General features: G+C 71.7%; 13 protein-coding genes. 4 read left to right on the top strand and 9 right to left on the bottom strand.

Features of this window, described 5'->3' with window-relative positions:
* The first annotated feature begins 16 nt into the window (after positions 1 to 16).
* Positions 17 to 1,210 (top strand): CAP domain-containing protein, encoded by a 1,194-nt coding sequence (locus GD748_RS19650; protein ID WP_193312996.1) that lies wholly within the window; start codon positions 17 to 19, stop codon positions 1,208 to 1,210.
* A gap of 84 nt (positions 1,211 to 1,294) precedes the next feature.
* On the opposite strand, the gene GD748_RS17020 is transcribed toward GD748_RS19650, so the two are convergent.
* From GD748_RS17020 to GD748_RS16990, 6 genes are all read right to left on the bottom strand, one after another.
* Positions 1,295 to 3,811, bottom strand: a complete 2,517-nt coding sequence (locus GD748_RS17020; RefSeq protein ID WP_152196415.1) for a bifunctional metallophosphatase/5'-nucleotidase — start codon at positions 3,809 to 3,811, stop codon at positions 1,295 to 1,297.
* A 193-nt stretch (positions 3,812 to 4,004) separates the two neighbouring features.
* The gene (locus tag GD748_RS17010; protein WP_226921522.1) at positions 4,005 to 7,064 is read right to left on the bottom strand and encodes a glycoside hydrolase family 3 protein; all 3,060 of its coding nucleotides are present in this window, start codon (positions 7,062 to 7,064) and stop codon (positions 4,005 to 4,007) included.
* Between the two features lie 322 nt (positions 7,065 to 7,386).
* Positions 7,387 to 9,726 (bottom strand): alpha/beta hydrolase domain-containing protein, encoded by a 2,340-nt coding sequence (locus GD748_RS19645; RefSeq protein WP_193312995.1) that lies wholly within the window; start codon positions 9,724 to 9,726, stop codon positions 7,387 to 7,389.
* Between the two features lie 280 nt (positions 9,727 to 10,006).
* On the bottom strand, positions 10,007 to 10,924 hold the full coding sequence (locus GD748_RS17000; protein WP_152196413.1) for a glycosyltransferase family 2 protein: 918 nt from the start codon (positions 10,922 to 10,924) through the stop codon (positions 10,007 to 10,009).
* A gap of 2 nt (positions 10,925 to 10,926) precedes the next feature.
* On the bottom strand, positions 10,927 to 11,544 hold the full coding sequence (locus GD748_RS16995) for a dTDP-4-dehydrorhamnose 3,5-epimerase family protein (protein WP_152196412.1): 618 nt from the start codon (positions 11,542 to 11,544) through the stop codon (positions 10,927 to 10,929).
* 207 nt (positions 11,545 to 11,751) lie between these two features.
* On the bottom strand, positions 11,752 to 13,707 hold the full coding sequence (locus GD748_RS16990) for a SpoIID/LytB domain-containing protein (protein ID WP_152196411.1): 1,956 nt from the start codon (positions 13,705 to 13,707) through the stop codon (positions 11,752 to 11,754).
* Between the two features lie 187 nt (positions 13,708 to 13,894).
* On the opposite strand from GD748_RS16990, the gene rfbD reads away from it, so the two are divergent.
* On the top strand, positions 13,895 to 14,743 hold the full coding sequence (gene rfbD, locus GD748_RS16985) for a dTDP-4-dehydrorhamnose reductase (RefSeq protein WP_152196410.1): 849 nt from the start codon (positions 13,895 to 13,897) through the stop codon (positions 14,741 to 14,743).
* A 48-nt stretch (positions 14,744 to 14,791) separates the two neighbouring features.
* On the opposite strand, the gene GD748_RS16980 is transcribed toward rfbD, so the two are convergent.
* Together GD748_RS16980 and rfbA are read right to left on the bottom strand one after the other, a co-directional pair.
* Positions 14,792 to 16,108, bottom strand: coding sequence for a BtrH N-terminal domain-containing protein (locus tag GD748_RS16980; protein WP_226921521.1), 1,317 nt, complete (start codon positions 16,106 to 16,108; stop codon positions 14,792 to 14,794).
* A 357-nt stretch (positions 16,109 to 16,465) separates the two neighbouring features.
* Positions 16,466 to 17,335, bottom strand: coding sequence for a glucose-1-phosphate thymidylyltransferase RfbA (rfbA, locus tag GD748_RS16975; protein WP_152196409.1), 870 nt, complete (start codon positions 17,333 to 17,335; stop codon positions 16,466 to 16,468).
* 61 nt (positions 17,336 to 17,396) lie between these two features.
* On the opposite strand from rfbA, the gene manA reads away from it, so the two are divergent.
* Positions 17,397 to 18,581, top strand: coding sequence for a mannose-6-phosphate isomerase, class I (gene manA, locus GD748_RS16970; protein WP_152196408.1), 1,185 nt, complete (start codon positions 17,397 to 17,399; stop codon positions 18,579 to 18,581).
* Between the two features lie 147 nt (positions 18,582 to 18,728).
* On the opposite strand, the gene GD748_RS16965 is transcribed toward manA, so the two are convergent.
* On the bottom strand, positions 18,729 to 19,490 hold the full coding sequence (locus GD748_RS16965) for a TIGR03089 family protein (protein ID WP_152196407.1): 762 nt from the start codon (positions 19,488 to 19,490) through the stop codon (positions 18,729 to 18,731).
* Positions 19,491 to 19,729: 239 nt separating this feature from the next.
* Here GD748_RS16965 and GD748_RS16960 point away from each other — a divergent pair, with 239 nt between their 5' ends.
* A complete protein-coding gene (locus GD748_RS16960) occupies positions 19,730 to 20,056 on the top strand; it encodes a WhiB family transcriptional regulator (RefSeq protein ID WP_152196406.1) in 327 nt (108 codons plus the stop codon).
* Positions 20,057 to 20,116 lie beyond the last annotated feature (60 nt).

Raw genomic sequence — 20,116 nt, 5'->3', positions numbered from 1 at the left:
GAGGCTCAGACGAGCGGTGACTGCCGTCGCGACTGCGACGCTGCTGGCAACCGGGGCGACCGCGGTGCCCGCGATGGCGAAGGGCGGGGAGGTCGGCGGCTCCGGCAGCACGTACTACCTCTCCGACACCTTCTCGACGGAGGCCAACACGGTCTTCACCTACGGCGGGCCGACGGACCAGGTCTACGTCGGCGACTGGGACGGCGACGGCACCGACACCCTCGCGGTGCGTCGCGGCGCGACCTTCCACGTGCGCAACGCGAACTCCTCCGGACCCGAGAGCCACCGCTTCACCTACGGCAGGCCGGGTGACGTGGTCCTCGTCGGCGACTGGGACGGCGACGGCACGGACACGCTCGCGGTCCGCCGGGGCGCCGTCTACCACGTGAAGAACGACCTCGCCGGCGGCCCGGCCGACCAGCAGGTCGTCTACGGCCGCGCGTCCGACGTCGTCCTCGTGGGCGACTGGGACGGCGACGGCGACGACACCTTCGCGGTACGGCGCGGCGCCGAGTACCACGTGAAGAACTCCATCGCCCCCGGCCGGGCGGACCAGGTGGCCGTCTACGGCCGCGCGGGCGACCAGGTCTACGTCGGGGACTTCGACGGCGACGGCGACGACACCCTCACCGTGCGGCGCGGGCCGCAGTACTTCATCGCCAACGCCATCCGCGCCGGGGCGGCCGACCGCACGGTGGTCTACGGCCGCGGCACGGACACCACGATGGTGGGGGACTGGAACGGCGACGGCACCGACTCCCTCGGCGTGCGCCGCGACGCGCGGGTGGCCGGGGCGCAGGACGGCTACGACCGCCGGATGTTCGAGCTGATCAACGACTACCGGGCGCAGAACGGAGTGCCGCCCCTGCGGTACTGGGACGGCCTGCGCACCGGGGCGCTGAGCCACTCGGCGTGGATGGACCGCAACGACCGGTCGGCACCGGACGAGCCTCCTACGTCGTTCGAGCACGCCAGCGCGGCGGTCCTCCGGGCGGACACCAGGGCCGCCGGCTGCGGGACGGGGTACGCCGAGAACATCTTCTGGTCGAGCTACGAGAGCACGCCCGACCTCGCGATGACCGAGTACATGAACTCACCGGGTCACCGGGCGAACATCCTGAACCGCGACCTCGGGTTCGTCGCGACGGGCACGATCCTCGTCGACGGCGAGATCTTCAACACCCAGCGGTTCGCCTTCTCCTGCGGCTGACCGCCGGACCGACGCGGCGAGGCCCGCACCCCGGGTTCGGGGTGCGGGCCTCGCCCATTGCTGGGTGGTGCACTGCGTCGCCGGTCAGGGCAGGCGGCGCACCCCGAGGGTGTCGAAGCCGTCGCCGTCCCAGTCGCCGACGTAGACCTCGTCACCGGCGCGGCCGTACACCAGGACGGTGTCGGCCTCGCCGGCGGCGATCGTGTTCTTCACGAAGTACTGGGCGCCACGGCGGACGGCGAAGGTGTCCTTGCCGTCGGCGTCCCAGTCGCCCGCCAGGGTGATGTCCCCGGCCCGGCCGTAGACGACGACCTGGTCGGCCTGACCGGCGGCGATGGTGTTCTTGACGAAGTACTGGGCACCGCGCCTGACGGCGAAGGTGTCCAGCTCGTCGCCGTCCCAGTCGCCGACGACGACCTGGTCGCCGGAGCGGCCGTAGACCACGACCTGGTCGGCGGGGCCGCCGGCCAGGTTGTTCTTCACGTGGTACTCGGCGCCGCGACGAACCGCGAGGGTGTCGATCCCGTCACCGTCCCAGTCACCCACCACGACGGTGTCGCCGGGCCGGCCGTAGACGTAGACGTGCTCGGCCTCCCCGCCACGGGGCGCGTTGGAGACGTAGAAGACGTTGCCCCGGCGGACGGTGATCGAGTCGGTGCCGTCACCGTCCCAGTCACCGATGAGGACCTCGTCGGAGAACCGGCCGTAGTGGAAGACATGGTTGGCCTTCGTCGTCCAGGAGTCGTTGAGGAAGAACCCGTAGGGGATCTCCGCCGGCGGCTCCTGCGGCTCACCGGGCTCCTCGAGGGGCTCGGTGATGAGCGCCCAGTTCTGCACGAAGAAGTCGTCCGGGTTGATCTCGCCCTCGTTGCCGGCCCAGTCGATGAGCAGCTGACGGATCTCCAGCAGCTCGTCGTAGACCACCGGCGCGTCGGCGATGTGCGGGAAGCCGCCGCCGCCGCTCTGCCGGTAGTTGTTCACCGCCATGACGAACACGTCGTCGTCGGCCACCGGCGTCCCGTCCGGGTGCGACAGGCCGACGATGCGGCTGCCCACCGGCTGGGAGATGTCGATGGCGTACTCGAGGCCCGAGATGACGTCGTAGTTGTAGTCCGGGACGCCGTCGGGGCGGTCCGGATAGGTCGCGTTCGTCCCCGTCTCGGGGTCGAACTCGGCTCCCTGCTCCACCTGGTTGAAGTAGCGGGCGGAGTACTCGAGGTAGTCCTTGAGCTGGGCACCGGTCAGCTCGGCGCCGCGCAGGGTGTTCTCGTAGATGTACAGACCGGCGATGTCCCGGATCGTCACCTCGCCCTCGGGGAAGACGGCGGTGCGGGAGAACGGCGACGCCTGGGAGATGACGGTCTTGTCCGCGTGCTCCGTGCCTGCCAGGGCCTGGCGGACGGTCTCCTCCTGGACGTGGTTGATGAAGTCGATGATCGCCGTGTCCTCGTAGCGCGAGGTCGACGCGGGCAGCTCGGTGACGGAATCCGCCACCGGGGTGTTGACGTAGTCGACAGTCGTCTGGTGCTCCTCGGCGAGCAGCTCCTTCAGCTCGGCGTCCTCGGCGACGTCCTGGCCGTAGTGCGCCACGGCCGCCGGGGCGTTCTCCCCGGTCCAGTCGACCTGCCAGCCCTCGCCGTCGGGCACGAGGTTGAGCGTGACCTCGGTGCTGCTGCGCGCCCAGTAGTAGGGCTGGGTCATGAGGACCTTGCCGCCCTCGACGTTCTCGTAGACCTTGCCGGGGTTGTCCTGGTGGGAGTGCCCGGCGACGAGCACGTCGATGCCCGGGACCTGGTAGCCGATGTTGTTGATGACGTCCTCGTGGAGGAGCGACTGGTCGTAGCCCTCGTCGGGCACGTTGCCCTCGCCGGTGTGGGCGATGACGACGACCACGTCGGCCAGCGCCTCGACCTCCGGCACCCACTTCTTCGCGGCGGCGACCATGTCCTGGAACTCGAGGACGCCCTCGACGTGCTGCTTGTCCCAGACCCGCACGCCCGGCGTGACGAGGCCGATGACCCCGACCGTGACGTCCTGGTCGTCGATGGTGCGCTCGATCAGGGTGTAGGGCTCGTGGTACGGCAGGCCCTTGTTCGGGCCCTCCGCGTGCACGACGTTCGCCCCGAGCAGCGGCGCGTTCAAGTCTTCGTCGTACGCCGAGAGGAGGTCCAGGCCGTAGTTGTACTCGTGGTTGCCGACCACCTGGGCGTCGTAGCCGATCTCGTTGAACGCGGTGGCCATCGGGTGGACCATCTCGTCGGCGAGCACCGCGGGGGCGCCCTCGCCCATACCGTAGTAGTAGGTGAGCGGTGTGCCCTGGATGGCGTCGCCGTTGTCGAGGACGACGACGGACTCCTCGCCCTTGGCGGCGCGGATCTGATCGACGGTTGTCGAGACACGGGTGAGACCGAGGGTGTCGTCGCCGGTGTACTCGGCGCCGGCGAAATAGTCCCAGTTGTACACGTGCCCGTGCACGTCCGTCGTCGAGACCAGCGTGAGCTCGAGCTGATCCGGCGGCGCCGTCGCCGCCAGTGCCGGTGCTGCGAGGGTGATGCTCAGGCAGGCGACGGCGATGCCGCCTGCGGCGTGTCGTACGCGCATGTCTTCCTCTCGTGGGGTGTGTGCCGTGGATCACACGGCGTCCCCAGAAGGTAGCGGGCACGTATGACGTTTGGTAGGCCGTTCGGTGACGTCGGCATGACCTCGGGCCGGCAGCGCAGGGGCGAGGCCCGCACCCCGTGGGTCGGGGTGCGGGCCTCGCTCGTGCTCCTGGGTCGTGCCTGGTCGGCGGTGGTCAGGGCAGGCGGCGGACCCCGAGGGTGTCCATGCCGTCGCCGTTCCAGTCACCGACGTAGACCTCGTCGTCGGCCCGGCCGTAGACCAGGACGCGGTCGGCGTCGCCGGGGGCGATGCTGTCCTTGACGAAGTACTGGGCGCCACGGCGGACGGCGAAGGTGTCCTTGCCGTCGCCGTCCCAGTCGCCGGCGAGGGTGATGTCCCCGGCCCGGCCGTACACGACGACCCTGTCGGCGTCGCCGGGGGCGATGCTGTCCTTGACGAAGTACTGGGCACCGCGCCTGACGGCGAAGGTGTCCAGCTCGTCGCCGTCCCAGTCGCCGACGACGACCTGGTCGCCGGAGCGGCCGTAGACCACGACCTGGTCGGCGGGGCCGCCGGCCAGGTTGTTCTTCACGTGGTACTCGGCGCCGCGCCGCACGGCCAGGGTGTCCTTGCCGTCGCCGTCCCAGTCGCCCACGAGGACGGTGTCACCGGGGCGGCCGTAGACGTAGACGTGCTCGGCCTCACCGGGACGGGGCTCGTTGTTCACGTAGAACACGTTCCCGCGGCGGACCGTGATCGAGTCGGTGCCGTCACCGTCCCAGTCCCCGATCAGCACGCCGTCCGTGACCTTGCCGTACATGAAGACGTGGTTGGCCTTCGTCGTCCAGGAGTCGTTGAGGAAGAACCCGAACGGGATGTCCGCCGGCACGCCCGGCTCGGTGGGCTCCTCCGGCTCCGGGGTCTCCTCGTAGGTCAGGCCGTGGCCGTACTCGAAGAGCGCCCCGTCGGCGGTCTCGTCGTACCCGGGACGGTCGGTGTCCTGCTCCACGATGGCCTCGGGAGTGCCGGCGAGCGCGAACGGCAGCCGGCCCTGGGGGGCGAACTCGCCCGAGAGCACGTCGAGCAGCGCCGTGGAGGTGTTGCCGAAGTTCGCGAGGATGGCTCCGGCGTCGCGCAGGCCGCTGGCCTCGTCGAGGACGTAGGGCTGGCGGAAGTAGATGTCGAGGACGACGTTGTCGTCACCGACTTCGTCCATCACGGCCTGGATGGTCTCCAGGGACGGGGTGATCTCCCAGGACTCCGAGCCGGACATGCCGGTGAAGTCAAGGATGCTCGACTCCCAAGGGAGCGATCCGCCGAAGCGCAGGCCGTTGTCTGTGCATTCCTCCGCGCCACCGGTGATGACGCAGATGTCGGCGGCACCGTAGGGGCTGTTGCCGTCCAGCCCGGCGAAGCCCTCGATCACGCTGGTGTTGGTGTGCTCGGGGTTCATGCCGCTGGTCGGGTCGTCGCTCACGTAGGTGCTGGTGTTGACGTTGCTGACGGTCACCGAGATGACGGCGGCGTCGCTGCCCTCGGCGCTCGGCCGGGTCTCGCCCTCGTCGACGTTGCCGTCCGTGACGTCGTAGCCGTAGGCGGTGGCGGCGTCGGCACCGATGTTGCCGAGGACGTACAGGTCGGAGCCGGCCTCCAGCGGGAGGACCGACTCGCCGTCGGCGCCGGCGTCGTTCTGCAGCAGGACCGCGGACTTGCGCTGCAGGTCCAGGGCGACCGCACGGTTCGCGTCGCTGCCGACGGTGGCGGTTGCGTGCTCCGGGTCGACGTAGGGGTTCTCGAAGAGCCCCATCTCGAACATCGGCGCGAGCAGCCGCTCGGCTGCCTCCGTCACACGGTCCGCCGAGACGAGGCCGTCGTCGACCAGGTCGGTGATCGTCGCGACGTTGTTGAAGCCGGAGAGGGTGTCGGTGCCGCTGTTGATGGCAGCGGCGACCCGCTCGGGGATGGTCGCGTCCTCGAGGCCCCAGGCACGGTCGTTGATGATGCCGGTGTCGGAGTTGACGTAGCCCTCGAAGCCCATCTGGCCGCGGAGGAGACCGTTGACGACCTGGTCGGAGAAGGCCATGCCGACCTCCTCGTAGTCGACGCCCTCGTAGGTCACGTCCACCGGCACGCCGTAGTACGGCATGATCGCGGCGACGCCGGCGTCGATGGCCGCCTCGAACGGCTTGAGGTGGTAGCCGAAGAGGTCGCCCGGGTAGACCTGGGCCTTGCCGAACGCGTAGTGCGGGTCCAGGCCCAGCTCCTGAGGGCCACCTCCGGGGAAGTGCTTCATCGTCAGCGCGACCGAGGTCTCAGGGCTGAGGGAGTTCCCGTCCTCGCCGACCGGCCCCTGGAGGGTCTCGACGAGCTCGCCCATGATGTTGGCGCCCAGGTCGGCGTCCTCGGTGAACGTCTCGTGCGTGCGGTACCAGCGCGGCTCGGTGGACAGGTCGGCCATGTAGCCGTACATGCCGCGCAGGCCGATGGACTTCCACTCGTCGGCCATGACGCCCGCGAAGTCCTCCACCACGGACATGTCTCCGTCGGTGGCCTCGCCGGTGCTCTTGGCCTGCTCGCCCAGGGCGGCAGCAGCGATGCCGGCCTCCTTGGGGAAGGCCGAGAACGCGCCCGCGGACTCGTTGATGCCGGCCCGCGCCTGCGGGTCGATGTGGTTGCGGGCGTTCGACTTGTACAGCACCGGGATGCCCAGGGGAGTGGCCTCGGCGAGCTCCTGGACACGGTTCATGAAGGTGGCCGCGTCGGCCGGGGTCAGCTCGGTGGAGGCCCGGAAGCCACCGCCGGGCTCGCCGCACACGGGCTCGTCGGAGACGACGTTGCGGAAGATCAGCCGGTGCATGTGCTGCTCGCCGATGTAGGCCTTGCCGGTGTCCGAGACCGAGGCGACGTCGCCGTCGATGCACTCGGCGTTGAGGGTGTCGATGAGCATGAGGCCGGCCTGCTGGTGCAGCGACATCTGGCTGATGAGGTCCTGGACGCGCTCCTCGGTCGGCAGGCGCCAGTCCTCGTACGGGTCCAGGTAGCCGCTGCCGTTGAGGTCGCGGAACTGCTCGCCGTCGATCTCGAGGAGCTCCTTGCCCTCGACCCGCATGTCGTCGACGACCGGGGCGCCGTCGTCCGTCTGGGCAGCCGCCGGGGCGGCGACCGTGAATCCGGTCAGTGCCATCGCGAGCGGGAGCGATGCGCCGAGCAGCGCCGCCCCCCGCCTGCGAGCACCACTGTGTTCGGGTGTCATGAAGGGTGTTCTCCTTTGAACTGGGCGGTGACGGCGTCCGTGACCGGACGTCGTCGTCCATCCGTCGCCGGGACGTGGCCCGGCGCTGGCACGTCACGGCCCTCCTCGGACGTGACCTTGCTCACTCTCCCGGGAGCCCGAGCGGAACTGCCAACGGTTGCCAGATGTTGCATTGCGCGTCCGTGACGCCTTCGAGGGGGAGCTGAGCACGAGTCTTGGAGCAGCCGATGAGGCCCGAACCCGGTACTCGGGTGCGGGCCTCATCGGTGGAGCGGGCGTGCTGCGGTGTCCTGCAACAGGTCCCCGCACCGGTGCTACCGGGTCACGGAACCCTGCGGACGCCGAGGGTGTCCTGGCCGTCGCCGTTCCAGTCGCCGACGTAGACCTCGTCGTTCGCACGGCCGTAGACGAGGACCTTGTCGGCCTCGCCGGGGGCGATGGAGTTCTTGACGAAGTAGGTCGCCCCACGCCGTACGGCGAAGGTGTCCTTGTCGTCGCCGTCCCAGTCACCGGCGAGTGTGACGTCGTTCGCACGGCCGTAGACGACGACCTGGTCGGCCTCGCCCGCGGCGATGGAGTCCTTCACGAAGTACTGCGCACCTCGGCGCACTGCGAAGGTGTCCTCGCTGTCGCCGTCCCAGTCGCCGACGACGACCTGGTCGCCGGAGCGTCCGTAGACCACGACCTGGTCGGCAGGGCCGCCGGCCAGGTTGTTCTTGACGTGGTACTCGGCGCCGCGTCGCACGGCGAGGGTGTCCTTGCCGTCGCCGTCCCAGTCGCCCACGAGGACGGTGTCGCCGGGGCGGCCGTAGACGTAGACGTGCTCGGCCGCCCCACCGCGGGGGGCGTTGGAGACGTAGAAGACGTTCCCGCGACGCACGGTGATGGAGTCGGTGCCGTCGCCGTCCCAGTCCCCGATCAGGACCTCGTCGGTGAGCTTGCCGTACATGAACACGTGGTTCGCCTTCGCGGTCCACGAGTCGTTCAGGAAGAACCCGAACGGCTGTTCCGCCGGCTCCCCGGGCTGACCCGGCTCCTCCGGCTCACCCGGCTCCTCCGGCTCACCCGGCTCCTCCGGCTCACCCGGCTCCTCGCCCGGCTCCCCGGACTCGATGCGGTCCAGGAGCAGGTTCGCCACGGCGTAGAGGTAGTCCGCGCCGTACTCGGTGAGATACCCGGCCTCGATCTGGCCGTCGTCGAACGCCGACATCTGCTCGAGGTAGGCCTCGCGGGTGCCGTACGTCGTGGTGAACTCCTCGGCGGACATCAGGTCCATGGACCCCGCGACCGCGCCCGGTGCCGAGGCGCCGAGGTACTGGCCGAGCGGGTGCTCGATGAGGCCGTAGCGGACCCCGCCGGTCACGTTCCCGGCCTCGTCACGGACGAGCTCGCCCGCGGCCTGGTCGAACCACTGCGAGGCCGGGAGCTCGGCGCCGTCCTGGGCGGAGGCGATGAGGGCCTCGGCGGCGGCGATGATCGCCGGCTCCAGAGGGTAGAGGTTGAGGCCGTCCACGAACGCCTCGTCGTGCACGTTGAGGTTCGGCAGCCGGCCCGCCTGGTAGATCTCCTCGTCCGCCGGGATCACCGGGGACAGCAGGTCGGTGTGCGGGGTGCCGGGCACCTGCCAGTGCCGCCGGGACTCGGGAAGCTCCTTCTCGGCGAGCGTGGCGGCCCCGAACAGGCCGGCGTCCCCCTCAGAGGTCACGGTGACGAACGGGACGTCGAGCGCCACCTCCGCACCAGGGAGGGTGGCAAAGCCGTCCTCGGTGCCTTGTGCCAGCGGTCGCTCGATCACCGCCCCCACCGTGTTGAGGTAGCCGTCCCACACGGAGCCGTAGTTGGCTTCCGCCTGCAGCTCGTGGAAGTGGGTGGCGTAGGTGTTCAGGTAGACCCCGGACTGGGACTGACCCATGAGCAGGGTCGTCTCCGCGGTCTGCCCACCCAGGACGGAGCCTGCCTCGTCGCCGTCGAGCAGGGTGCCGAGCTGGGTGATGATGTCCCAGACAAGGCCCTCCTCCGCGTCCTCGAGCACCATGAAGGGGTCGAAGCTGCTCGGGTCCTCGGGGTCCGCGATGATCGGCTCGCGCCCGACGTCGTCGCCGTCGTCGAGGTCCCAGGTCAGGTCCGCGTAGCGCTCGGGGTCGTAGTTCTGCAGCGCGTCGACCTGGATCGGCTTGGAGGTCAGGCCGATGACGGTGTGGCCCTCCTCCATCGCCCACTGCCACATCCGCCGCCAGTGGTCCTCGCCGGGGAACCCGTTGGAGGCGTTGAGGATGTCGACCAGCACGACGCCGGAGGAGTCGGCCGCGGCGGCGGGACGGCGCACCAGGATGTTGTTGACGTACGGGACGTCCTCCTGCGTGACCGTCAGCTCGTCGTCGGTGCTGTCGTAGACGTTGGCGGTGCCGGAGAGGAAGTACTCCTCCTCGACGTACCCGAAGTCGGCGACGTCGAACGGCAGTCGAGCGCGCTCCATGCTGGACCACATGTGGCTGTCGGCGGTCTCGGGGACCGGCTGGACGTCGGGGACGGCGATCAGGGACTCCGTGATCGGGTCCGGGGCCGCGGACGCCGGTGCCGCGGCGACGCTGATGACGACCGCGCCCACACAGGCGGCCGTCAGGGCCGTCCTGGCTGGGCGAGGGATGAAGGGCCTGCTCATGAGGTGCCTCTCCTGGATGGGGTGACGTCGTCGTCGTCGGTGGACGTCGTCAGGCCGGCGTCGGCGCCGGCTCGCGGCCATCGTGGTGCGGCGGAGGTGGCATTGGCCACCGGTTGTCAGATGTTGCCCGGGGCCGAAGCCACATCAACGACCTCGGCGGGTGCGCCCGCGACCCCGGTGAGCGACACGAACCGCACCGTTCTGCCGCGGCAGACCCGTGCAGTGCGTGTCAGTCGGCGGTGGGGGCGGACAGTGGCGGCGGTCGGGGGAGGCGGTTCGGTCAGCGCAGCGGGCCGACCCGTCCGCGGAGCCCGTCGCGCAGGCCGCGGACCATGAGGGGGATGCGCCGTCGTCGCGGCGCCGCGAGGAGCGAGTTGAACGCGACGTACTTCGCCAGCCAGACGACGTAGCCGACGGACCAGGCACGGCTCATGAGGCCGGAGCGGATCAGCAGCACGGTGTTGCGGGTGAGGTAGTAGGTGCGCACGGGGGAGTGGACGTGGACCTCCTGCGCGCGGCCTGGGAGCTTGGTGAGCCGGTCGCCGAGCTCGTGGTCGAGGTGCGCGTCGGTGACGGCGTAGAGGCCGTAGCCCGCCCGGCGTGCGCGCAGCCCCCACTCCAGGTCGACGTGGTCGATGAACCAGTCGGCGTTCATCCCGCCGACCTCGTCCAGGGCGGCGGCCTCGATCAGGCAGCCCGAGGCGATGAGGAACGCCGCGTCGACCAGGCCGTCGTGCACCTCGTCCGGGCGGGCCCGCCGCGGCCCCCACCGACGGCTGACGTAGACCATCTGCTCGGTGCTGGAGCGGGTGTCGGAGGACACCGGCCCCACGGCGGCCACCCGGTCGCCCCGTGCGGTCGCCCGGCGCGCACCGGCGAGCAGCTGCTCGACCATGTCCGCGGCCGGGAGCGAGTCCTGGTCGGAGAGCAGGACCCAGTCCGCGTCGAGCTCGCGCGCCCGCGCGATGCCGACGTTCTGGGCGTGCGCGATGCCCTCGTTGCTGGCCAGCGCCACGACGTCGACGCCGAGGCGGGCGCCGCTCGCCCGCAGGTCGGCCACCGCCTGCGCCGACGAGCCGTTGTCCACCACGACGACGTGCGCGCACTGTGCGGCGAGCGCCTCCAGCAGCGGGGTGACCAGCTCGGGGCGCGGCCGGTGCGTCACCACGACGGCGACGACCGTCGGTTCGTCGGTCATGCTCAGGCGCGCAGCGAGGCGAGGAGCTCCTGGACCTCGTCGTAGCGGGGGAGGAGCCCCTGCTCCTTCGCCTCGAGCAGGCCGGGTGCAGCGGTGTCCTTGTCCGAGAGGAGCAGCTCCAGCGGGGCGCCGTCACGGCCGGTGGTGGGCCACTCGATGCCGACGTCCGCGTCCAGCGGGTGCACCCCGTGCTCACGGCCCGGGGCGTAGGGAGCCGAGCACAGGTAGACGACCGTGGAGTCGTCCTCGAGGGAGCAGAAGGCGTGCCCGAGACCCTCGGAGATGTAGATCGCGCGACGGTCGACGTCGTCGAGGAGCACGCTGTCCCACCGGCCGAAGGTGGGGGAGCCGACCCGGATATCCACGACGAAGTCGAGCACCGCCCCGCGCGGGCACATGACGTACTTGGCCTGGGACGGCGGCACGTCGGCGAAGTGGACGCCGCGCACCACGCCGGCGGCCGAGACGGAGGAGTTGGCTTGCCTGAGGTTCAGGGGGTGCCCGACCGCCTCGACGAACGCCTCCTCCTTGAACGCCTCGAGGAACACGCCGCGCGGGTCGCCGAACAGCCTGGGTGTGATCTCCCACGAACCCGGCACGCTCAGCTCACGGAACTCCATCGGCACATCCCTTCGATCGCCCGGGCACGGTGCCCGGCGGCCCCACAGTACCGACGTGCCCGCGGCCTGGCCGAACGCGGTGCCCAGCGTCCGGCCCCGCGGTCGCGCAAAGGGACGACCGCGGGTCCGGCTCGGACCCGACCGGCGCCGTGCGGCGCGACCGGGCCGGCGTCGGACGCGCGCGGCCGGCCGCGTGGCGCCGGTGCGTCAGGGGGTGCGGTGCACGCCGAGCGTGTCGGTGCCGTCGCCGTTCCAGTCGCCGACGATGACCTTGTCGCCAGGGCGGCCGTAGGCCAGGACGAGGTCGGCCTTGCCTCCGCTCATCGAGTTCTTGATGTGGTACTCACGGCCCCGCCGGACGGCGAGGGTGTCGCGACTGTCGCCGTTCCAGTCACCGACCATGACGACGTCGGCCGCCTTGCCGTAGGGCACGACCTGGTCGGCGTTCCCGGCCGAGATGGAGTTCTTGATGTGGTAGACCATCCCGCGTCGCACGGCGAGGGTGTCGCTGCCGTTGCCGTCCCAGTCGCCCACGACGACGGCGTCACCGGAGCGGCCGTAGACGACTACCTGGTCCGCCCTGCCCGGGGCGACGGAGTTCTTGATGTGGTATTCCGGCCCGCGGCGCACGGCCAGGGTGTCGACGCCGTCGCCGTTCCAGTCGCCGACGAGGACGACGTCGCCCGGCTTGCCGTAGACGAAGACCCGGTCGGCCGCGCCGCCGCTGTTGGAGTTGCGCACGTGGAACTCGGCGCCGCGGCGGATGGCGATGGTGTCGATCCCGTCGCCGTCCCAGTCGCCGATGTAGACCTCGTCGTCGGGCTTGCCGTACTGGAAGACCGTGTTGGCGGTCGCGGTCCAGGAGTCGTTGAGGAAGAAGCCGTACGGCGGCTCGACGGGGCGCCACCAGCTCGAGTACATCCCGAACGCGGGACGGCTCAGGGTGACGTTCCCGGTGGAGCACTCCAGGCGCGCCTGCACGATCCGGCCGCCGAGCTCGCCGTTGCCGTCGCGGGTGATGACCATGGTCCGCAGGGAGCCGTCGTCGGGGCACTGCTGGGCGACGGTGCTGACGGCGAGGCGGTCGGTCCACCGGGTGCGCGCGTCACCGGTGCCGGTGCCGGTCCACGGGTCTGCCTTCGCCGGCAGGTAGGGGACCTCGGCGCCGTACGCCCGGCCCTGACGGGAGAAGCCGCCGTTGTTGGCGGAGAACTGGGTGAAGGCGACCTTGCCGGCGTACCAGCGGACCTGGCCGGCGGTGGCGCTGATCGCTGCGTCGGTGCTTGCTGCCTCGTTGGAGCGGACACCGAAGGCCACGCCGTCGGCGACGACCTCCGCGCGCCCGCCGTAGACCTGGCACTGCGTCGTGTCACAGGTGTCGAAGTGCGCCGCCTTCTTCTCGGTCAGCGCGTAGCTGCGGGCCGCGACGGCCTGGGCCTTCAGAGCCTCGGCAGGCCAGGCGGACGGGGACTCGCGGGGGACCACGCCGCGGAGGTAGTCCTCGAGCCGGAGGTGGTTGACGACGTCGAAGGCGCCGGCGACGCCCGCGCTGCCCACCAGTCGGAGCGTGCCGCGGTACCAGGTGCCGTCGGTCTCCCGCTGCACGGGGAACACGGCGACGCCGTCACCGGTGGAGAACTCGATCTCCGAGGAGGCGGACTCGTAGGTCGCCCGCACCCCACGGTCGGCGTCCGCCTCGTTGACGTCGATCCGGTCGCGGCGCTCGATGGTGAAGCCGTCACTGTCGCGGGTCACCGTGAACCGCCCGGCCACGCCGGAGACGATGGCGTTCCCGGCTGCGTCCTTGATCGTCATCCGCTGCCCCGTGGGGACGCCGAGGGTGACCGTGTCCGTCGGGGTGTAGTCGTCCTGGCTCAGCGCGACCCGGATGTTCGAGTTGGGAACGGTGTTCCTCGTGGTGCCGGGGTAGTAGAAGTCGAGGATCTGGGTGTACGACTGGCCCTGCTCGGCCGCACCCAGAGCGCCCCACTGGGACATGCCGATGCCGTGGCCCCAGCCGCGCCCGTTGACGTCCCAGTAGCCGCTGGCCGGCGCCGGGTAGCGCTCCTCGGCGGCGGCCGCCGGCTGCGAGATCGCGACGAGGCCGGCCAGGACCAGCATGCTCGTCACGGTCGTGCTGATGAAGAGCCGGAGCCTGTCCATGCTGTGCGTCCTTCGGTTCGGGGAAGTGGTGCCGCGCGCGTGCCAGCTCCCGCATGGTGCCCGCCGGCCCGGAACGCACCTGCACGTCCGGACACTGTGACCCACGATACCTGGGCGGTAGGCGTCCGGAACAGTGCCTCGCGTCGTCGTTAGGCTGCGGTGAGACGTCGACGAAGGGACATACGCGATGCGCTGGTTGGTGGCAGGAGCCACGGGCATGCTCGGCACGGACCTGGTGGAGCGGCTGGGCGGGACGCACGACGTGCGCGCGGCCGGCCGGGCCGAGCTCGACGTCACCGACGCCCGCTCGGTCGCCGCGGCGGTGCGCGACGTCGACGTCGTCGTCAACTGCGCGGCGTGGACCGCCGTCGACGACGCCGAGTCCGACGAGGCCGGCGCGTTCCGGCTCAACGCCGTCGGGCCACAGCTGCTCGCCCGCGCCGCGCACGGCGCCGGGGCCCGCATGGTGCAGGTCTCGACCGACTACGTCTTCGACGGTTCGGCCACGCAGCCGTACGCGGAGGACGCGGCGCTGGCTCCGGCGTCGGCCTACGGGCGCACGAAGGCGGCCGGGGAGTGGGCCGTGCGGGCCGAGGCGCCGGACCACCTCATCGTGCGGACCGCCTGGCTCTACGGCGCGCACGGCGGCTGCTTCCCGAAGACCATGGCCCGGCTTGCCGCCGAGCGCGACGAGCTGTCTGTGGTGGCGGACCAGGTCGGCCAGCCCACCTGGACGGTCGACCTGGCGGACCTGATCGTGCGGCTGGTCGAGGCCGGGGCGCCGGCCGGCACGTACCACGGCACGTCGTCGGGACAGGTGTCCTGGCACGGGTTCACCCAGGAGATCGTCGCCGGGCTGGGCAAGGACCCCGCGATGGTCGGCGAGACGACGTCGGAGGCGTTCGTGCGCCCGGCGCCGCGCCCGGCGTACTCCGTCCTCGGGCACGACGCCCTGCGGCGCGTCGGAGTCGAGCCGATCGGCGACTGGGCCGAGCGGTGGCGCGCCGCCGCCGGGGCGGTCCTCGCAGCGCGCTGAGCGCGAGCTCGCAGCGCCCCGGTGTCTCTTGCGACGCGGCGCCGGCGCTCAGCGGCTGAGCACCGCCCTCAGTGACGCGACCGCGCTCGTCTCGGCCTCGTGGATCGCGGCGAGCTGTGCGCTCATCGCCGTGCGGATGGAGGCCAGCCGCTCCTCGTCCAGCGGCGACGCGTCCGCGTGCTCGGCCCGCAGCCGCCACAGCTGCTCGGCGGCCGCCGTGCGCTCCGCAGCTCCGGCGTCCCCCTCGGCGACGGCGCCGGTCACCGTCGCGGTCAGCTCGCGGATCTCGGCGATGGCCGGGACGTCGTCCGGCAGCGCGGTCTCGGCGAGGAGATGCCAGCGCTGCCCGATCTCCTGCCACCGCTGCGCCTCGGCCGCCAGAGCCGGCTCCTCAAGGACGGCGGCGGCCTGCGTGAGCCCGTCGGCGAACAGGCCGCGCAGGTGCCCGCCGTCCATCCCGGCGGGCTCGACCCCCTCCCACACCCCGGCCAGCGCCCGCAGCATCCCGCGCCGGTCGGCGAACACCGTCGGCCAGCCCTTCGCCGCACGCTGGTCGACCAGGAGCCGCGACCACTTGCGCCACGCGGGCAGGGCGAACGACGTCGACGAGCCGGCCAGGTGGTCGACCATCGCCTGCAGCCCGTCCCGCACCGCGGCACGCAGCCGGTCGGCCGGCACCACCTCGTCCGAGGACCGGACGACCAGCATCGTGTTCTTGTAGCTGCCCACCCGGGCTCGCGCCCGGTCGACCGCGGCGACGGGCACGGTCAGCGGGCCCAGCGTGCGGTCGTCGACGTGCACCTGGTCGCCCCCACCGGCGTAGGCGACGACTGGGTGGCCGCCGTGTCCGTCGAGGTGCTCGGGCAGGTTCCAGTAACCGACGTGGTAGCGGTCCGGCCAGACGATGGCAGGGTCGCCGGCGGCCAGCGTCGAGGCCAGCGCCCGCGCCGCGGCGCCGGAGCCGCCGGTGCGCGACCACGCAACGTCCAGCCCGAGCCGGTCGACCGTCGTCGCCAGCCGGCGGTCGAAGTACTGCCACGAGTGCGTGAACCCGAGGGTGACCACGCGACTGTCGTCGTGCGCGAACTCCCACAGGATGTAGCCGGCACCGAGGCCGCCGCCGACGACGAGCAACAGCGGCTCGGTCAGCGGCCAGTCCGGCCCGGTGACCCCGCGGTGCTCGAGCACGTTGGCCAGCGCGGCGGTGTCCGGGTCAGTGCCGCCGCGCAGCGTCCACCCGGCATCGACGACGGGTCCAGCCCCGCCGCTCGCACCCAGCACGTGCGCCCGGGCCACGGCGTACCGCTCGCCGGTGCGGGCCATCCGCGCGCGTACGCGCGCCTTCAGCTGCTTGCCACTGGTCATGTCGGACCTTCCGGCTGCGCGCGCGACGGTCGGCTCCACGCCCCGTCCGCCGCCGCAGCCGTGCCGTCCGTTGGTGGAAGCATGGTTCGCGCGGCGCCTCGAGGCTCTCGAAGTCCCCTTTGCCCCGCGATGCCGGCCCGCGTGGAGAACCGGTCTGGGGTTGGGCGTTGAGGCGCGCCGGCTGCCAGTCTAGGTGGACGCACGGCTGCAGCGGAAGCGGGCGTCACGGCGCTCAGCGGCCCGAGTCATCAGCCGACCGCGGAGACCGAAGGGTTCGTACCGGATACCGGTACGAACCGTTCGGTCTGTTCTCGCGGCCATGACGGGCCGGCTGGGGCGCCGGGGTGCTCAGGCGCGTCAGATGCGGTGCGCGAGGAGGTTGAGGAGGTACTCGCCGTACCCGGACTTGCGCAGCGGCTCGGCGCGCTCGGCCAGCTCGTCGTCGGTGAGGAACCCACGACGCCAGGCGACCTCCTCCGGGCAGCCGATCTTCAGCCCCTGCCGGGCCTCGACCGTGCGCACGAAGGACGTGGCGTCGGCGAGCGAGTCGAACGTCCCGGTGTCCAGCCAGGCGGTGCCGCGGGGGAGGACCTCGACCTGCAGCCGCCCCTGCTCGAGGTAGGCGCGGTTGACGTCGGTGATCTCGTACTCCCCGCGCGCCGAGGGCTCGAGGTTCTTGGCGATCTCGACGACGTCGTTGTCGTAGAAGTACAGGCCGGGCACCGCGTACGAGCTCTTCGGCCGGGCCGGCTTCTCCTCCAGCGACAGGGCCTTGAAGTTCTCGTCGAACTCCACGACGCCGTAGGCCGTCGGGTCGGACACGTGGTAGGCGAAGACCGCGCCGCCCTCGATGTCGCCGAAGCGGCTCAGGGTCGTGCCCATGCCGGGGCCGTAGAAGATGTTGTCGCCGAGGACCAGGGCGGCGGCGTCGTCCCCGACGAAGTCCGCGCCGAGCACGAACGCCTGCGCGAGCCCGTTGGGCACGTCCTGGACGGTGTAGGAGATGCTGATGCCGAACTGCGACCCGTCCCCGAGCAGCCGGTGGAACGACTCGGCGTCGTGCGGCGTGGTGATCACGAGCACGTCGCGGATCCCGGCGAGCATCAGGGTGGTCAGCGGGTAGTACACCATCGGCTTGTCGTAGACCGGCACGAGCTGCTTGCTCACGCCCTGGGTGATGGGGTGCAACCGTGTGCCGGACCCGCCGGCCAGAATGATTCCTCGCATCCGCCCAGTCTGGCCCATGCCGGACGCTAACGTGGCAGCGAACCTCGACCGAAGGGCAGACGTGCACAGACTGACCGGGGCGGCCCGCGACTACGCGTGGGGATCGAAGACCGCCATCCCGTCCCTCCTGGGGGTCCGGTCGGACGGCGGTCCGGTGGCCGAGATGTGGTTCGGCGCCCACCCGGGCGGACCTGCCCGCACCGACGTCGGCACGGACCTGCGGAGCCTCCTCGCCCAGGACCCGGAGGCGGCCCTCGGTGCGGACGTGGTCTCCCGCTTCGGCCCGGAGCTGCCGTACCTGCTCAAGGTGATCGCGCCCGCCCGCCCGCTCTCGCTGCAGGTCCACCCGAGCCTCGAGCGGGCCCGCGAGCGGTTCGCCGCCGAGGAGGCCGCCGGCATCGCCCGCGACGCCCCCGAACGCAGCTACCGGGACGCGAACCACAAGCCGGAGCTCGTCTTCGCCCTCACCACCTTCGAGGCCGTGTGCGGCTTCCGGGCCCCCCGCCGGGCCGCCGAGCTCTTCGCCGACCTCAAGGTCCCGCTCGCGAGGGAGCTGCACGACCTCCTGCGGCACGAACCGTCAGCGGCCGGGATGCGGCGGGCGTTCACCGCGCTGCTCGAGGGCCGGTCCCGGCCGAGTGCCGAGGCGGTGCAGCAGTTCGCCGACGCCTGCGCCCGCCGCCTCGAGAACGGGTCGCCCTCGCCGCGCGCCGACGGCACGGTGGTCATGCTCGCCGAGGCCTACCCCGGTGACCCGGGCGTCGTCGCCTCGATGCTGCTCAATCCCGTCACGCTCCAGCCGGGCGAGGCGCTGTTCGTCCCGGCCGGCGGTGTCCACGCCTATCTCTCCGGGCTCGGCGTGGAGGTCATGGCGTCCTCGGACAACGTCCTGCGCGCCGGGCTCACGGCCAAGCACGTCGACGTCGAGGAGATGCTGGAGTGCGTCGACTACGTCGCCGCGCCCCCGATCCGGCCGGCCCCCGAGGTCTTCCACGGCTCGACCCGCGTCTACTACGCCCCGGTCGACGACTTCGAGCTCTCGGTGACCGACGTGGCCGACGGCGGCGAGCACCCGCTGCCCGGCCGCGGCCCGCGGATCCTGCTGTGCCTGGCCGGCCAGGTCAGCGCGCGCAGCGATCTCGGTGCCCTCACCCTCGACCGCGGTCAGGCCGCCTTCGTGCGCGCCGACGAGGGGCCGGTCACGGTCCGGGGCACGGGCACGCTCGTCCAGGCGGACGTGCCGTAGCCGGGAGATCGCCCCGGGGGCGTCACGCGAAGGTCTGTGCGGGGTACCGAGACCTGACGTGCTGGTCGGTCACTGCGGCGACCCGGCCCAGGCGCTGAGGAGCCTCGTGGCAGGGCTGCCGCGCCGGTGGTCACACGCGAGCGCACGTCACCAGCGCAGGTCCACCCGCTCGTCCTGGGCGATGCGCTCGAGCCTCGCCTCGTCCGTGCCCGGCTCGGCCAGCACGAGCGAGCCGCCGGCGCGCCAGACCGAGAGCGCCTGCTCGACGAGCCCGTCGAGGTCGGCGGGCGAGACGAGCGCCCGCACCGGCGTCGTGTCGTCGTCGGTGTCCCGGGCGGGCCGGCCGAGCTCGCGGCTGCCGCGCGCCCAGGTCGTCAGCTCGCCGAACGTGGCCTCGAGGTCCGCACCGAGGAGGGCGACGTCGTCCTCCGCCGGTTCGCTGACGTAGCCGAGCACGTCGGGGTAGGTCATGAGGGCCGCCGCGGCATCGACCGCGCCGCCGGTCAGCTCGGGACCGGTCCAGCGCATCGCCAGCGCGGGCAGGGCGACGGCGAGCACCAGGTCGGCGTCCGTCTCGCGCGGGTCGTGCCCGGGCCGGGAGGTCACCACCACGTCGGCGCTCCGCTCGACGGCGCCGGGCAGGACCACCCGGGCGCCCGTGGTCCAGGACCCGAGCGCCCACACCAGCGCCCGCCAGTGCACCGGCAGGTCGAGCACCACCGTGGTGCCCGGCTCGGCGTCGGCCTCCTCGGCGAGGAGGTTGGCCGCCTTCGTCACCCAGTTGCCCAGCACCCGCCCCGAGAGCTCGGTGCGCTCGCCGTCGGTGCCGTACCAGGTCAGGCGCGGCGCGGCGCCGTCCTGGAGGAAGCCGTCGAGCAGCCGTCCGGCGAGCGTTCGAGGTGCAGTCATGAGGGCGAGCCTACGGCGCGGCACCGACGGGGCTCGCCGGGTTACCGTGGCACCGCTCGGCGCCGAGCAGGCACCGGGCCTTGTCCCACGAACTCGGCCGACACGCCGCACGACACGCCGAGAAGCACACAAGTTCGGGAACTTCGAGCCGAGCCATAGCACTTCTGGGCTTGACGCCAGGGGATGACACGCGTGTAATTTACGAGATCAAGAACCGCTAGCGAGGAGGGGGAAGAGCCGTGTGGAACATTCTCGGTGAAGGTCCGCTGACCTCGGGCATGGTGGCTGACGAGCAGGTGGACACCGATGTCCTGCACCTGCTGGGCAGCGATGAGGGTGACGACGGTGCCCTGGCATGGCAGGACCGCGCCCTGTGCGCGCAGACCGATCCCGAGGCGTTCTTCCCCGAGAAGGGCGGCTCGACCCGTGAGGCGAAGCGTGTGTGCGGCTCGTGCGAGGTGCGCGCCGAGTGCCTGGAGTACGCGCTCGCCCACGACGAGCGCTTCGGCATCTGGGGCGGTCTCTCCGAGCGCGAGCGTCGCAAGCTCAAGCGCCGCGCCGTCTGACCCGGCCGCCTGATTGATGGCGGCCGCGTCCCCTCAGCCTGTCCGACCGTCCACGCTCGC

The sequence above is a fragment of the Georgenia subflava genome (assembly GCF_009193155.1).
Taxonomy (GTDB): Bacteria; Actinomycetota; Actinomycetes; order Actinomycetales; family Actinomycetaceae; genus Georgenia; species Georgenia subflava.
The sequence above is the reverse complement of the archived record's forward strand: the minus strand, read 5'-3'. Positions and strand labels throughout refer to the sequence as shown.

Bases quoted from the DNA above. Each gene is read 5' to 3' on its own strand.
- GD748_RS17020 (WP_152196415.1), bottom strand. From the start codon at position 3,811: ATGCGCGTACGACACGCCGCAGGCGGCATCGCCGTCGCCTGCCTGAGC.
- GD748_RS19645 (WP_193312995.1), bottom strand. From the start codon at position 9,726: ATGAGCAGGCCCTTCATCCCTCGCCCAGCCAGGACGGCCCTGACGGCC.
- GD748_RS16980 (WP_226921521.1), bottom strand. From the start codon at position 16,108: ATGACCAGTGGCAAGCAGCTGAAGGCGCGCGTACGCGCGCGGATGGCC.
- GD748_RS16990 (WP_152196411.1), bottom strand. From the start codon at position 13,707: ATGGACAGGCTCCGGCTCTTCATCAGCACGACCGTGACGAGCATGCTG.
- GD748_RS16995 (WP_152196412.1), bottom strand. From the start codon at position 11,544: ATGGAGTTCCGTGAGCTGAGCGTGCCGGGTTCGTGGGAGATCACACCC.
- rfbD (WP_152196410.1), top strand. From the start codon at position 13,895: ATGCGCTGGTTGGTGGCAGGAGCCACGGGCATGCTCGGCACGGACCTG.
- GD748_RS17010 (WP_226921522.1), bottom strand. From the start codon at position 7,064: ATGACACCCGAACACAGTGGTGCTCGCAGGCGGGGGGCGGCGCTGCTC.
- GD748_RS16965 (WP_152196407.1), bottom strand. From the start codon at position 19,490: ATGACTGCACCTCGAACGCTCGCCGGACGGCTGCTCGACGGCTTCCTC.
- rfbA (WP_152196409.1), bottom strand. From the start codon at position 17,335: ATGCGAGGAATCATTCTGGCCGGCGGGTCCGGCACACGGTTGCACCCC.
- GD748_RS17000 (WP_152196413.1), bottom strand. From the start codon at position 10,924: ATGACCGACGAACCGACGGTCGTCGCCGTCGTGGTGACGCACCGGCCG.